This window comes from Microbacterium sp. No. 7 (assembly GCF_001314225.1).
Lineage (GTDB): Bacteria > Actinomycetota > Actinomycetes > Actinomycetales > Microbacteriaceae > Microbacterium.
This window is the reverse complement of record NZ_CP012697.1, coordinates 2,576,040-2,589,455: the sequence shown is the minus strand read 5'-3', so window position 1 is coordinate 2,589,455 and position 13,416 is coordinate 2,576,040. Positions and strand designations below refer to the sequence as shown.

The window sequence follows — 13,416 nt, the reverse complement described above, 5'->3', positions numbered from 1 at the left end:
TGAGCATGCGCAAGCCTTGATTTGTGCATGCTCAACGAGTACGGTTGAGCATGCACAACCATCCTCCGGGTGGACTACATCGATGCCTTGCCCGTCGCGAAGGGAAGGGGGTCACCGTCATGACCGAAGACGAGAGCCAGGCTGCGGCCGAAGACCTCGCCAAGCGTCTGCGGCTCCTGATGGATGTCGCTGTTGCCGAGTCCGGCACTGAGCCGACCTACTCGCAGATCGCCGACTACCTCCGCGAACGAGGCACGAACCTGTCGCGGTCGCGCTGGACGTACATGGTCAACGGCCACCGCTACGTACAGGACCCCGCCGTGTTCGAGGGGCTCGCGGAGTTCTTCGACGTGGATGCCGCGTTCCTGCTCGGCGAGGACGGTGCGGCCACTCCCGAGAAGGTCTCGGCGCAGCTCGATCTGGTTCGGTCCATGCGCGCGGCGAAGGTGAAGTCCTATGCTGCCCGCACCCTCGGCGACATCTCGCCGAAAGCACTTCATGCCATCACCAAGTTCCTGGATGAGGAAATGACACACATGCCCGAGCACTGACCGGCACCGCACGACACGGAGCCGACGCCCGTCTCTGCTCCCCACAGATAAGGGGCAAACCGTGAATATCGAACAGACCGTATCGGCGGCTCTCGCGGGCCTTCAGCTCGGCAACACCTTCACCTTCGACAACCTCCGCCACACCGTCCAAGACCGACGGCACCGGCGGCTCCGCATCGTCGAACTCGCAGACCTCGACGCCCACGACGGCCTCTGCGCGGCATTGCTCTCCACCGACGCCGGAGACTACGTGCTCCACGCCCGCAGCGACTCCGCACTCCACCGCCAGCAGTTCGTGCTCCACGAACTTGCTCACATGATCCTCGGGCACTGCGACGGCGACGACTGCGCCGTCGAGGAAGCACTACTGCCCAGCATCCCGCCGCACACCCGTGCACGCCTGCTCACTCGGCAAGACCTCGACAGCGAAACCGAGATCGCCGCCGAGTCCCTCGCCGACCGGCTCGCCGCAGGCATCCGAGGATCGGTCTTCGCCGAATCGGCCTACTCGGAGGTCTTCGGATGATCCAGACGCTCGTCGCGACGCTCATGTGGGCGCTCGTGGCGAGCCTGCTCATCTTCCGCCGCAAACGCACCGACCGCAGCATCACCTACGCCGCCCTCACCATCGCCATCGCCATGACGCTGAACGTCGATGACATCTACACGGTCGTCGATCCGCTCCTCGGCGGCACGAACATCGCGACACTGATCGCGGACGCGCTCCTGATGACAGGGCTCTTCTTCCTCGGGCGCGGCGTCATGAAGTCTGGCGAGTACCGGCCCAGGCTCGTCCGCGCCGCCGTCAGCGCACCCGTCCTGCTCGTCGCGCTGCTCGCGATCACCGCATCGTTCCTGTTCATCGACCGCGGCACCACCACGACACGATTCATGAACGACCTCGGCGCGCAACCAGCGGCAGCGGTCTATTCGATCATCAACTTCAGCTACGGAGCACTCGTCATCGCGACGATGCTCGTCCTCGCAGCCCGGCAGTATCGGCACAGCGCCGGCATCCAGCGCCTCCCCGCCGCACTGCTCAGCCTGGGATCGGCGTTCGGTGTCACGCTCTGCCTCGCCGTGATCGTCATGGACATCGCCCACGCCGCCGACCACCTCGACCTCATGCACGCCATCCAGGCCGCCTACGATCCGCTTTCTGTCCTCACTTTCGTGTTCCTCTGCGCTGGGTTCGCGGTCCAGCCCGCCGTCCGCCGCGCCCAGCACCGCTCCCGGCGTCGGCACACGATCTCGTTCACCGCGCAGTTGGAGCCGCTCTGGCTCCGAGCGACACATGCACGGCCCGGGCTGAGCCAAGCCGACCCCCTCGCCGCCAACCGCGAAGACCCCGAAGGGCACCTCCACCGAGTGATCGTCGAAATCCGCGACGCGATGATCGACCCGCGCATTACCTTCGACATCAGCACCGACGACCGCGACCTACTCGAACGCGCCGAGACCCACCTCGTCGGAAGCGATAGCGCCCTCGCAGCGACCTTGCACGTTCCCAACGTTGAGGAGCGTGGAGCGTGATCGGCCGCATCGTGCTTGGCGGCGGGATCGCGGCGGCAGCGGCTGCCGGGCTCGGGTGGACCATCGCGCGGCGACTCACGGCACCCGTCGGCCCACGCACGTTCGACCTCACCATCCGCAGCGTTGAGCACGACGACAATGGCGACCTGATCGTGCTCGACCGAACCGAGCAGACCACCGCGCACGGCATCTACAACCTCTGGTTCGAGCACGGTGGGTGGGCGCAACTCTCCACCGAGGTCATCGGTCGCGGACCCACCCGGGTCGCCCGCAGAATCACGGGCCTCACATCGGGCTCCACTCCAAAGGCCGGCGACCGGACCTCCTGGAGCGGCATCTACTACGCCACCCCAGCCGACGCCGGACTCCACGCCCGTGACATCACCATCACGACCCCCGCCGGACGATGCCCGGCCTGGCGCATCGAGGGAGACCCCTCGGTCTGGGCGATACACATCCACGGCCTCGGCAGCACCCGCGCCGGCACCCTGCGCGGCGTCCTCGCCGCAACCGAACTCGGCTACACCTCCCTCGTCGTCAGCCACCGCAACACCACAGAAGGGCCACGAGTCGGCACCGGCCGAACAGCCCTCGGCCACACCGAGACGAGCGACGTTGACGAAGCCATCGGATACGCCGTTCGACGCGGAGCGCAGCAAGTCGTGCTCTTTGGCTGGTCAATGGGGGCCGCCATCGCCCTCCAACTCGCCGACCACCCGCGACACGATGGACTGATCGCCGCGCTCGTACTCGACTCACCAGTCCTCAACTGGACCGAAGTCATCAAGACCAACTGCGTTCGCAGTGGACTGCCCGCAGCAGCCGGGCACCTTGCGATCCCGTGGCTCACCGTCGGCCCGCTGGCTTGCGCAGTTGGCTCGCCGGGCAGCATCCCGCTCCGCTCCTTCAACTGGACCGCACGAACCGCAGACCTCGCGACGCCGACCCTGATCCTCCACGGCACCCGAGACGACTCCGTACCGATCCGGCTCTCACAAGCACTCAGAGACGCCCGCCCGGACCTCGTCGAGCTGGAGACCTTCGACGCCGACCACACCCTCTGCTGGAACACCGACCCCGACCCGTGGCGGGAAGCAGTGACCGCGTGGCTCAAGGCGCGTGTCCCACGCTGATCGGCAGAAGGGAGCGATCACTCTCGGCACCCACCTCGTTCGGCCACGCCCGGAGAAACCCAACTCAAGCCGTACCTCCGCCGGTATCATCGTGAGTGTTGGCCTGCCTGGGCCATTGAGCGAGGGAGGACCAACGTGGCTGAGCCGTGGCTGTCCGCAGACGACATCGCCGCCCACCTCGGGGTCACCAAAGACACTGTCTACACCTGGATCGCCGAGAAGGCCATGCCCGCCCACAAGGTCGGACGCCTCTGGAAGTTCCAAGCCAGCGAGATCGACGACTGGGTGCGTGCGGGTGCGGCGGCCAGCGACGACGAGACCGCTCAGCAGCCCACGCGAATGTCAGCGGTCGCTCCTACGATCGTGACAACGAGTACGGGAAGGGGAGCCGATGACGCTGAGTGAAGCCCAGCGGTTGGTGAAGTCCAAGCAGCGCGTTGCCGATCACGGCGAGGTGTTCACGCCGGGGTGGATGGTCGAGGACATGCTTGATCTCGTCAAGCACGAGTCCGAGCGGATCGACGCTCGCGTGCTTGAGCCCGCGTTTATGCGCAAGTCGGATGTCTCACGAGACAACGGTCGGAACGCGCTGGAGCAAGATGGCCTGGCCGCGTAGACATCGCCTGATTCGTTCTCAACCTATCGGCGGTTCAGTGTCAGGGGACGTCTGCGGTCAGGATGCCGCGTTCGATTAGGTGCAACCGTGTCTGATCGAGACTCAGCTCAGCAGCCTTATTGCAAACACGGCGGTGCGCCCAGCGCAGATTCTCTGGGCTATCTAGCCATTCGGGCGTGAGCTTGAAGTGCACTGGGCTGACCCCGTTTCGTAGGTCCGGTTGTTATGTGAGTCGTCCTGTCGTCCGCGGTCGCGGGCAGGGAGACTGGTCAGATCATGACGAACAGCAGGAAGCGGCACACCCCGGAGCAGGTCGTCCGCAAGCTCGGGCAGGCCGACAGGATGCTCGCCGACGGCGCCGACATCGCGGCGGTGTGCCGGGACCTCGGAGTCTCCGAGCAGACGTATTACCGGTGGCGGAACCAGTACGGCGGGCTCAAGGCCGACGACGCGAAACGGCTCAAGGAGCTCGAGAAGCAGAACGCAACCTTGAAGCGGCTGCTCGCGGAGGCGGAGCTGGAGAAGGCGGCGCTCAAGGAGCTGGCTGAGGGAAACTTCTAAGCCCGGACAGACGCCGCGCCGCCGTCGCTCACCTCAAGCGCAAGCTGCAGGTGAGCGAACGGATGGCGTGCCGTCTGGTCGGGCTCTCACGCTCCGCCTACCGGCGCCCGCGCAAGGGCGACACCGTCGCGGACCCGGACCGGGCGCTCAGGGACTGGCTGCGCGCCTGGGCGAAGAGCCACCCCCGCTACGGGTACCGACGCGCGTACCACGACGCCCGCGCCGAGGGCTGGGCCGTGAACCACAAGAAGATCCAACGCCTCTGGCGCGACGAAGGGCTCCGGGTCCCGCAACGCCGTCGCCGCAAACGCGTCGGGTCCTCCACCGTCGGCCCGCCTACAGCAGACGCACCGAACGTGGTGTGGGCCGTCGACTTCCAGTTCGACGCGGACGAGCAGGGCCGCCCGATCAAGATCTGCTCGATCGTCGACGAGCACACCCGTGAGTGCATCGGCGGGCTCACCGAACGGTCGATCACCGCCGACCGCCTCACCGCCCACCTCGAGGACCTCGTCGCCGTGCGCGGCGCCCCGGCTGTGCTCAGATCGGACAACGGACCGGAGTTCATCAGCGAAGCGATGGCCGACTGGGCCGGCACCCGCACCGGGCTGTCCTACATCCCGCCCGGCTCTCCGTGGCGCAACGGGTACGTCGAGTCGTTCAACAGCCGGATCCGCGACGAGTGCCTCAACATCAACAGCTTCTACTCACTCCTGCACGCCCAGGTCGTGATCGGCGACTGGAAGAACGAGTACAACCATCACCGCCGGCACTCCTCGCTCGGCTATATCGCCCCCGCCGACTACGCTCGGGAGTGCACCCATCGAATGGAAACCGACGACTCACAGATCGCCTGGACCTAACGAAGGGGGCGGCCCAATGAATACGGTGACATACCGCCTGATTGTCGGAACCACCGCGACCCCAAGACTGGAGCCACGCCGATCGCGACGCCCGCCTCCGTCGGGAGCAAGCCGGTGCTGATCTTCGTCCAGAACTCACGCTCCTTCACTCGCGGGTGCGATGGTGCGCCGGGTGACCGCATCGGCGCTCGCCCGGTCACTTCCTTCATCCAGTTCGATGGTCTTCCCACAACACCCTCCGATCAGGTGTTGCTTCCACCGGTTGAGCCCAGTCAATACCGTGCGATTCGCTACACCGAGCGACTCGCCGAAGCCGACGCGGTCGCGTCCGTCGGAACGGTCGGCGACAGCTACGACTGTCAGTTTGTTTCTGCCGGGTCGAGACTGATTCGGTAGTCCCGGCCGGCGCGGTCTGACCCTTGCTTACGATCGGCCCGAATGGTGCCTTTGCGTTGATCTGTCGACCGTCCGGCCGGGCTTGCAGTGAGCGCTGCCGCCGGTCGGGCGTGACCTGATAGGAGCCTGGAGCAGACTTTGAGAGCGTCCCCGTGACAGTCCTGTCCACCCGCCGGCGACAACGTGATTCCACGCTAACCGGCAGAAGGACAGGACACGATGACAGATCTCACCTCGACGCGATCGGGCCATATTGTGGTCGGCGTCGACACGCACAAACACATCCACGTCGCAGCCGTGATGGACACGGTCGGTGGCATCCTCTCGACGCTCACGATCCCCACCGACACCGGTGGGTTTCGGCAGCTACTCGCTTGGGCGGAAGGGTTCGGTCGGATCCTCGCGTTCGGGATCGAAGGCACCGGGTCCTACGGGGCCACCCTGACATCGTTCCTCCGTCGGCACGACATCAAGGTGGTCGAAGCGGGCAGGCCTGACCGTCGGCTTCGGCGAGCGAACGGCAAGTCCGACACTCTCGACGCAGAGAACGCCGCGCGAAGCGTGCTCGCCGGATTCGCGACCGCGATTCCGAAAACCGCCGACGGCGCCGTCGAGATGATCCGCCAGTTGAAAGTTGTGCATGATTCCGCGGTCGTGAACCGCTCCTCGACGATGATCATGATGAAAGCGATGCTCGTCCACGGCACGGACGAGATGCGCCGCGAGACGAACAGAATGTCACGCCCGAAGCTCGCCCGACACCTCGCTGCCTCACGACCGCGGAACCTGGACACTCCCGACGACGCGCTGCGCCACTCGGTCCGCACTTTGGCGCGACGCTGGCTTGCCCTGGACGCGGAAGCCAAGGAACTCGAAGAACTCATCGAGGCCCTCGTGCGCAGCACCGCCCCGCAGCTGCTCGAGCAGTTCGGGATCGGAGTCGACACCGCCGCAGAAATCCTCATAGTCGCCGGAGACAACCCGGAACGGATCCACTCCGAAGCCGCATTCGCCAAGCTCGCTGGCATCGCCCCCGTCCCAACAGGCTCGGGCATGAGCAGCGGGAAGCATCGCATCAACCACGGAGGCCACCGCCAGCTCAACGCCGCGATCTATCGGACAGTGATCGTGAGGATGCGGTTTCATGAGCCGACCATCGCGTACGTCGCCCGACGCACCGCTGAGGGCCGAAGCAAGCGAGACATCATCCGCTGCCTCAAGCGCTATGTGATCCGCGAGGTCTACCACCTCGTCAAAGCGCACCCCACGACCGGCGAAATCGGGAGTTGACAAATATAGGAGCTTCAACGCGATGGCCGAGGCGCTGAACTCGCGGTTCAAGGCCGAGTGCATCCGCAACCCGGTCATGCGCCCCAAGGGCGGGTGGGCGTCGGTCCGCGACGTCGAGATCGCGGTCGCCGAATACGTCGACTGGTACAACCGGCGCCTGCACGGCGAGATCGGACACGTCCCGCCCGCCGAGTTCGAGGCCGCCCACTGGGCATCCCACAAGCCCGTCAGCTACGTTGGAGAACAGGTTCCCGTCGGAGCCGGTTCCAGATAACCGAGCCTCCACGAAACCCGGGGCGCTTCAGAGGTTTGAGACAGGTGCATGCGGGGCGCATCCAACCACGGCCGTTCATAACTTGACCAAGCGGTGTTTTGGTCTCGGTGGCCATCCTGTCTGCTCCTGTTTCGTGGCTTGGCGAATCTGATGTCGGTCCGGTCGGGTATTCACCCGGACGTATCGCGGTCGAGGAACCTGGAGGTGCTGTGGGCTGGAGTCAGATCTAGCCGACGCAGCAACTGGGCGTTGAGCGCGACCACCACGGTCGAGGCGGACATGAGGATCGCGCCAACGCTCATCGGCAGTACGAATCCGATCGGTGCGAGCACTCCGGCGGCCAGCGGTACGGAGATGAGGTTGTAGCCGGCGGCCCACCAGAGGTTCTGCTTCATCTTCCGGTACGAGGCCCGAGAGAGGTCGATGACCGACAGCACCGAGCGCGGGTCCGAGCTGGCCAGGATGACACCGGCGGAGGCGATGGCCACGTCGGTGCCTGCGCCGATGGCGATGCCGACATCGGCTTGGGCCAGTGCCGGGGCATCGTTGACTCCATCGCCGACCATGGCCACCTTGCGGCCCTCGCCCTGAAGTTCGGCGACCATGGCGGCCTTGTCCTCCGGCCGGACCCCGGCGAAGACTCGGTCGATGCCCAGCTCGGCGGCGACGGTGTCGGCCACGGCCTGGGCGTCGCCGGTGATCATCACGACCTGCGCACCGGCAGCGTGGAGCGCATCGATGGCGTCGCGGGACTCGGACCGGACCTCATCGGCCAACCGCAGCGCGCCGATCACCTGGCTGTCGGCAAGGATGTGCAGGATGATCGCGCCCTCGGTGCGCCACTCATCGGCGACGGCGAGTTCGTCGAGGCCATGCTGGTCCAGGAGGTGGGGGCCGCCGACCTCGACTACGGTGCCGTCCACCCTGGCCCTCACACCCACAGCGGGCGAGGAGGAGAAGTCGGTCGCCTCGGCCACGGCCAGCTCACGGGCGCGCGCCGCCCCGACCACGGCCCTTGCCAGCGGGTGCTCGCTGTCGCTCTCGGCTGCTGCGGCCAGAGCCAGCACCTCGTCTTCGGTGTGCCCTTCGATCGGTTCGATCCCGGTGACGTTGGGCTCGCCCTTGGTCAGGGTTCCGGTCTTGTCGAACAGGACGGTGTCCACCGTTCGCATCGACTCCAGCGCGAGGCGGTCCTTGACCAGCACTCCGCCGCGGGCGGCGCGTTCGGTGGCGATCGAGACCACCAGCGGGATCGCCAACCCCAGTGCGTGCGGGCAGGCGATCACCAGCACGGTGATCGTCCGTACCACCGCCGTATCCGGCATCCCTAGGAAGCTCCAGATGACGGCGGTGATCGCGGCCGCACCGAGTGCGAACCAGAACAACCAGGCCGCCGCCGTGTCGGCGATGCGCTGAGCGCGCGAGGATGATGTCTGCGCGTCGGTCACCAGCTTCTGGATACCGGCCAGGGCGGTGTCCTCGCCGATCGCGGTGACCTCGATGCGCAAGCCTGAATCGGTGGCCACCGTGCCGGCGACCACCTGCTCGCCGGTCTCGCGTCGGACGGACTTGGATTCGCCGGTGACCATGGATTCGTCCATGCTCGCCGAGCCGTCGGTGATTCTGCCGTCGGCGGGCACGGAGGCGCCGGGGCGCACGATGACGATGTCACCGACCGCGAGGTCGGCCGGAGCGACTGTGACCACGTCGTCGCCGTCGATCTTCTCGGCCTCGTCGGGCAGCAGGGCAGCCAAGGAATCGAGTGCGGAGGTGGTCTGCGCCAGGGAACGCATCTCGATCCAGTGGCCCAGCAGCATGATGACCACCAGCAAGGCCAGTTCCCACCAGAAGTTCAACTCGTGATCCAGAATTCGCAGACTCGCGCCCCAGGAGGCGATGAACGCCACGGTGATCGCCAGGCCGATGAGAAGCATCATGCCGGGTTGGCGGGCGCGGAGCTCGGAAACCGCGCCGGTCAAGAACGGCCGGCCGCCCCAGACATACATCACGGTGCCCAGAATTGGGGAGACCCACCACACCCATCCGGCATCGGGGAGCTGGTAGCCCAGGAGGTCGGCGAACATGTCGTTGAAGCCCACCACTGGCACCGCCAGAACCAGCATGATCCAGAACAGCCGCCTGAACTGCCCGACGTGGTCGCCGTGGCCTGCATGACCGCCGTGGTCCTCGTGCCCGGCGTGGTGCTGGCCGGCCTGACCGTGATCGCCATGGTGGCCGGCGTGCTCGTCACGGTGTGCTGGGTCATGATCTGGACTGCCGTAATGGAAAGGCGCGTGATGATGGTCGTGACCGCCGCCATCGGAGTGCTTGTCGCCGTGATCCGTGGCGCCCGAGTGCGTGTCGGGATGGTCTCCGTGCTGCTCAGGTGTGGGTGATTCTGGCGTTCGGTGATGATCGGGTCGCGTCATCATGCTCCTTTCTTTACCCGGTGTGGGTATGCGGCGGGCGGGCTTAAGGACACCCGGCTCGTCAGCCAATGGAAGCGGCCCAGTGCCGGTGGTCGTTCCCATGGTGGTTATCTGTTGTCATGTGTTCGTCTTCGGATTTGCCGGTTAATCACCCACGCCCCCGGTGGTGTCGGTGGAGCCAGCCTTAGGGCACCACGATGATCTTTCCAGCGGCGTGTCCGGTCTCCACTGCGGCAATCGCCTGATCTGCTTGATCAAGGGCGAACTGAGCGTCCACGTGGGGATCGACCAGTCCGTATTGGATGACCTCGGTGATCTTGGCCATGGCCTCATCCGTGCGTGCCAGGGCCAGGCCGCCCAGCTCGGCGGCGGTGTCTGGGTCCGCTGCGGAGATGATCCGGGTTCGGTCGGGCACCAGGTCCGCAACAGCACGCAGCGCATCGCCACCGACGAGATCAACAATCAGGTCGGGGCCGTCGGCACTCACCTGCCGCACCCGATCGGCCACCCCTGGACCGGATTCGATGAAGGTGGCACCAGTTGACTCGACGAGTTCCCGCTTGGTTGCGCTGGCCACGCCGATGACCGTGAACTCGTGCACGCGACCAATCTGGGTCGCCATCAGTCCCACTCCGCCGCCGGCGCCGAGCAGTAGCAGGGTCTGGCCAGGTTTGAGTTCAATCTGGTGGGTGGCGTCGTAGGCCGTGGCTGCGGCCACCGGGATGGTGGCCGCGTCGGCGAAGGAGATCTCCTCGGGCTTGGCCACAGTCGTGGAGGCGCGCAGCAGTGTGTGCTCGGCCATTCCACCCTGCCCGGGCGCCACCAGGCCGAGCACCTCGTCGCCCACGGCGAAGTCCTCGACCCCGTCGCCGACCTCAGTGACTACGCCGGCGGCTTCACGGCCCATCGGCGCCGGCAGGCTCCAGTGACGGCCCAGCTGGCCTTCCCGGATCTTCCAGTCCGCCGGATTTACACCGGCGGCTCGGACTTCGATGGCCAGTTCCCCGGGCCCGGGCGTTGGAACAGGCCCCTCGATCAGTTGCTGGGTCTCGGGTCCGCCGTAGCCGGTGAAGACATAAACCTTGGACATGAATCGAATCTCCTTCTGATCTGGACTGGGTGGCGCGTCGTCGACGTCCCGGGTGGGTCTTTCGTGGCGGTGGCGGTCAGGACCGGGGCGGTTCGTCCTCACCGGCGGCTTCGGCGGCGTCAGCCTCTTCCCGGGTGGCGAATACGGCGCCGGTAGCGTGCTCGGGTGGGCTGTAGATGGTGTACAGCACCAGCGGCTCGTCGCCGGTGTTGCGGAAGTTGTGCTGGGCACCGGCGGGTACCGCGCACTGGTCACCGGCATCGATGGGGTGGGTGTGGCCATTGAGGTCGGCTTCGCCGGTTCCGGAGACGAAGGTCAGGATCTGATCGGTGTGTTCGTGGACCTCGTCTCCGATCTCGCCACCGGGCGGAATGGTCATCACCACGATCTGGGTGTGTTCTCCGGTCCACAGCACCTTCCGGAAGTCAGGATTGTCCCTGGCCACGTCCTCGATGGTGAAATGCTCGACGTTGTCGCCAAGGGTGAAGTTCTTTTCGCTCATGGTCGGTCTCCTCTGTTTCGTGTGTTGATTTTGGTGTTCGCGTCGTTGTTTTGAGTCTTGGAGGTGCCCGGTGTCCGGGGTGGGTCCATTGCCCCGGGATGGGCGTCAGGCGGCCACCTGCTCCGCAGCTGTCCCGATGGTGCGTTCACTCTTTGGCATCGTCGTGGAGTCTCGGGTGTTTCGCAGCAGCCGCATCGCGTTGGCGATCACCACGAGCACGGAGGCTTCGTGGACGAGCATGCCGATCGACATGGTCACTCCGCCGGCGAAGACTCCGGCCAGTAGCAGCACCACGGTGATCAGGGCGATCGCGATGTTCTGCTTCATCACGTTCACGGTTCGCTTGGCCAGGCCGATGGCCTCGGGCAGCTTGAGCAGGTTGTCGCCCATCAGGGCGATGTCCGCGGTCTCCACGGCCACGGCCGAGCCTGCCGCACCCATCGCCACGCCGATGTTCGCGGTGGCGAGAGCCGGAGCGTCATTGACGCCGTCACCGACCATCGCGATCGTGTGGCCCTGGCGCTGTAGCTCGGTGACAGCGTCCAGCTTGTCCTCAGGGAGCAGGGAGGCGTGGATCTCGTCGATCCCGGTGGCTTTGCCGACGGCCTCGGCCACCAGTCGGGTGTCACCGGTGAGCATGACGACCTTCTCGACGCCGGCCCGGTGCAGTCGCGCGACCATCTCCGGTGCGTCCTGGCGGATCTGGTCCGCGACGGCGACGACGCCGATCACCCTCCCGTCAACAGCGACGATCATAGGTGTTTTCCCGGCGGCGGCCAGGTCCTGGGCGGCCTGCGCAGCCTCGGCGATGCCCGAGGCAATGCCGTACTGCTCCAGTAGCGGCGGGTTGCCGATCAGCACCTGGCGGCCATTGACGTTCGCCACGATGCCCTTGCCGGGGACCGGGGTGACGGCGCCGGGGATGCCCTGCGGGGCAACGCCCTCCTCGCGGGCGGTCTCCAGGATGGGGCGGGCCAGTGGGTGTTCGGAGCCGGCCTCAGCTGCCGCGGCCCAGCGCAACACCTCCGTACGGTCGAGCGTGGAATCCAGGATGATGACGTCGGTCAGCTGCGGTTTGCCCTCGGTGAGGGTGCCGGTCTTGTCCACGGCGACCGCCGTGATCTTCGCGGAGGTCTCCAGGAACTCGCCGCCCTTGATGAGGATGCCGTTGCGCGCGGCGCGGCCGATGCCCGCCACGATGGCGACCGGGATGGAGATCACCAGGGCGCCCGGGCAGCCGATGACCAACAGGGTCAGGGCCAGCACCACGTCTCCGCTGATAAGTCCGGCCACCAGGGCCAGGACCATGACGGCGGGGGTGTACCACGTGGAGAACCGGTCGATGAAGGCCTGGGTCTTGGCCTTGGCGTCCTGAGCCTCTTCCACACGGTGGATGATGCGGGCCAAGGTGGTATCTGCGCCGATGCCAGTGGCCAGGACCTGTAGGAAGCCGCCGCGGGAGACGGTGCCGGCGAAGACCTGCCCGCCTTTAGTTTTCTCCACCGGGATGGACTCGCCGGTGATGGAGGCCTCGTCGATGGCACCGGTGCCGGAGACGACCTGGCCGTCCACGGGGACCTTCGCACCGTTCTTGACCAGGACGATCTCGCCCATTCTCACTTGCCCGGCAGGGATCTCCTGTTGCTCGCCATCGCGCACAACGATCGCGGAATCCGGGGCGACGGCGACGAGTTCGGCCAGTGCCGAGCGGGTCTTGTTCAGGGTCGCAGCTTCCAGCGCGTGGCCGATCGCGAACAGGAACGTGACCGCCGCGGCCTCCCAGAAGTTGCCGATGATGACCGCACCGATAGCCGCAACCGACACGAGCAGGTCGATGCCGACGACCTTGGCGATCAGCGCGCGCACCGCCTTCACCACGATCCCGTAGCCGGCAACCACGGCCGCGGCGATCATGAAGACATCCCCGAGGGTGAAAGCCGCGCTGGCGTGGGTGGCGTGGGCCCCGGCGTCGAGCCACCACTGGGGGCTGACGGTGAGGTTGGCGACACCCCCGGCCAGCCACTGGATGGCGAAGGAGATGATGATGAGCACGCCGGACACGACGGGGACTGACCAGTTCCCATAGACCCATTTTTGGAGCCTGTTCACTTTCGGGTACGACCTTTCTGGGTCTCGTGCCAGCAGACCGGCAGAGTGGAATGTCGGAAGGATGTCCGC

The 13,416-nt window shown here is 66.2% G+C and carries 15 protein-coding genes; 11 read left to right on the top strand and 4 right to left on the bottom strand.

Annotation, left to right across the window (positions count from 1 at the left end; genetic code table 11):
* The first annotated feature begins 119 nt into the window (after nt 1-119).
* The 10 genes from AOA12_RS11975 to AOA12_RS11930 all read left to right on the top strand — a co-directional run bounded on the left by AOA12_RS11975 (nt 120) and on the right by AOA12_RS11930 (nt 7,217).
* Nucleotides 120-551, top strand: a complete 432-nt coding sequence (locus AOA12_RS11975) for a hypothetical protein (RefSeq protein ID WP_054683018.1) — start codon at nt 120-122, stop codon at nt 549-551.
* 61 nt (nt 552-612) lie between these two features.
* Entirely contained in the window at nt 613-1,077 is a 465-nt protein-coding gene (locus AOA12_RS11970; RefSeq protein ID WP_054683017.1) for a hypothetical protein, read from the top strand.
* Nucleotides 1,074-2,084: an MAB_1171c family putative transporter gene (locus AOA12_RS11965; protein ID WP_054683014.1), complete on the top strand. Its 1,011-nt coding sequence runs from the start codon at nt 1,074-1,076 to the stop codon at nt 2,082-2,084. Before AOA12_RS11970 ends, AOA12_RS11965 begins: the two co-directional genes overlap by 4 nt.
* Entirely contained in the window at nt 2,081-3,217 is a 1,137-nt protein-coding gene (locus AOA12_RS11960) for an alpha/beta hydrolase (protein ID WP_054683012.1), read from the top strand. The genes AOA12_RS11965 and AOA12_RS11960 overlap by 4 nt, the downstream gene beginning before the upstream one ends.
* Nucleotides 3,218-3,352: 135 nt before the next feature.
* Nucleotides 3,353-3,622, top strand: coding sequence for a helix-turn-helix domain-containing protein (locus AOA12_RS23620; RefSeq protein WP_082406205.1), 270 nt, complete (start codon nt 3,353-3,355; stop codon nt 3,620-3,622).
* The gene (locus AOA12_RS11950; RefSeq protein ID WP_054683010.1) at nt 3,609-3,833 is read left to right on the top strand and encodes a hypothetical protein; all 225 of its coding nucleotides are present in this window, start codon (nt 3,609-3,611) and stop codon (nt 3,831-3,833) included. The genes AOA12_RS23620 and AOA12_RS11950 overlap by 14 nt, the downstream gene beginning before the upstream one ends.
* Before the next feature lie 276 nt (nt 3,834-4,109).
* A protein-coding gene (locus AOA12_RS11940; RefSeq protein ID WP_143003726.1) for an IS3 family transposase occupies nt 4,110-5,257 on the top strand; the annotation gives its coding sequence in 2 pieces (ribosomal slippage) (nt 4,110-4,380 and nt 4,380-5,257; 1,149 coding nt in all).
* Nucleotides 5,258-5,371: 114 nt separating this feature from the next.
* Nucleotides 5,372-5,653 carry a hypothetical protein gene (locus AOA12_RS23155; protein WP_156366488.1) on the top strand — a complete coding sequence of 94 codons (282 nt, stop codon included), beginning with the start codon at nt 5,372-5,374 and terminating at the stop codon, nt 5,651-5,653.
* 219 nt (nt 5,654-5,872) lie between these two features.
* Nucleotides 5,873-6,943, top strand: a complete 1,071-nt coding sequence (locus AOA12_RS11935) for an IS110 family transposase (RefSeq protein WP_054683009.1) — start codon at nt 5,873-5,875, stop codon at nt 6,941-6,943.
* A gap of 22 nt (nt 6,944-6,965) precedes the next feature.
* On the top strand, nt 6,966-7,217 hold the full coding sequence (locus tag AOA12_RS11930; protein ID WP_054683006.1) for an IS3 family transposase: 252 nt from the start codon (nt 6,966-6,968) through the stop codon (nt 7,215-7,217).
* A 170-nt stretch (nt 7,218-7,387) separates the two neighbouring features.
* Here AOA12_RS11930 and AOA12_RS11925 read toward each other — a convergent pair whose 3' ends face one another.
* Nucleotides 7,388-9,340, bottom strand: a complete 1,953-nt coding sequence (locus AOA12_RS11925) for a heavy metal translocating P-type ATPase (protein ID WP_054683004.1) — start codon at nt 9,338-9,340, stop codon at nt 7,388-7,390.
* Nucleotides 9,341-9,370: 30 nt separating this feature from the next.
* On the opposite strand from AOA12_RS11925, the gene AOA12_RS24175 reads away from it, so the two are divergent.
* Entirely contained in the window at nt 9,371-9,613 is a 243-nt protein-coding gene (locus tag AOA12_RS24175) for a hypothetical protein (RefSeq protein WP_054683002.1), read from the top strand.
* 217 nt (nt 9,614-9,830) lie between these two features.
* On the opposite strand, the gene AOA12_RS11915 is transcribed toward AOA12_RS24175, so the two are convergent.
* The 3 genes from AOA12_RS11915 to AOA12_RS11905 form a co-directional block, all read right to left on the bottom strand.
* Nucleotides 9,831-10,736, bottom strand: a complete 906-nt coding sequence (locus AOA12_RS11915) for an NADP-dependent oxidoreductase (protein ID WP_054683000.1) — start codon at nt 10,734-10,736, stop codon at nt 9,831-9,833.
* 76 nt (nt 10,737-10,812) lie between these two features.
* Nucleotides 10,813-11,238, bottom strand: a complete 426-nt coding sequence (locus AOA12_RS11910) for a cupin domain-containing protein (RefSeq protein WP_054682998.1) — start codon at nt 11,236-11,238, stop codon at nt 10,813-10,815.
* A gap of 105 nt (nt 11,239-11,343) precedes the next feature.
* Nucleotides 11,344-13,347, bottom strand: a complete 2,004-nt coding sequence (locus tag AOA12_RS11905) for a heavy metal translocating P-type ATPase (RefSeq protein ID WP_054682996.1) — start codon at nt 13,345-13,347, stop codon at nt 11,344-11,346.
* Nucleotides 13,348-13,416 lie beyond the last annotated feature (69 nt).

What these genes read in the sequence shown, in the direction of transcription:
- AOA12_RS11975 (WP_054683018.1), top strand. Translation starts at nt 120, where the DNA reads ATGACCGAAGACGAGAGCCAGGCTGCGGCCGAAGACCTCGCCAAGCGT.
- AOA12_RS11965 (WP_054683014.1), top strand. Translation starts at nt 1,074, where the DNA reads ATGATCCAGACGCTCGTCGCGACGCTCATGTGGGCGCTCGTGGCGAGC.
- AOA12_RS11950 (WP_054683010.1), top strand. Translation starts at nt 3,609, where the DNA reads ATGACGCTGAGTGAAGCCCAGCGGTTGGTGAAGTCCAAGCAGCGCGTT.
- AOA12_RS11935 (WP_054683009.1), top strand. Translation starts at nt 5,873, where the DNA reads ATGACAGATCTCACCTCGACGCGATCGGGCCATATTGTGGTCGGCGTC.
- AOA12_RS11930 (WP_054683006.1), top strand. Translation starts at nt 6,966, where the DNA reads ATGGCCGAGGCGCTGAACTCGCGGTTCAAGGCCGAGTGCATCCGCAAC.
- AOA12_RS11925 (WP_054683004.1), bottom strand. Translation starts at nt 9,340, where the DNA reads ATGCTGGTTCTGGCGGTGCCAGTGGTGGGCTTCAACGACATGTTCGCC.
- AOA12_RS11915 (WP_054683000.1), bottom strand. Translation starts at nt 10,736, where the DNA reads ATGTCCAAGGTTTATGTCTTCACCGGCTACGGCGGACCCGAGACCCAG.
- AOA12_RS11910 (WP_054682998.1), bottom strand. Translation starts at nt 11,238, where the DNA reads ATGAGCGAAAAGAACTTCACCCTTGGCGACAACGTCGAGCATTTCACC.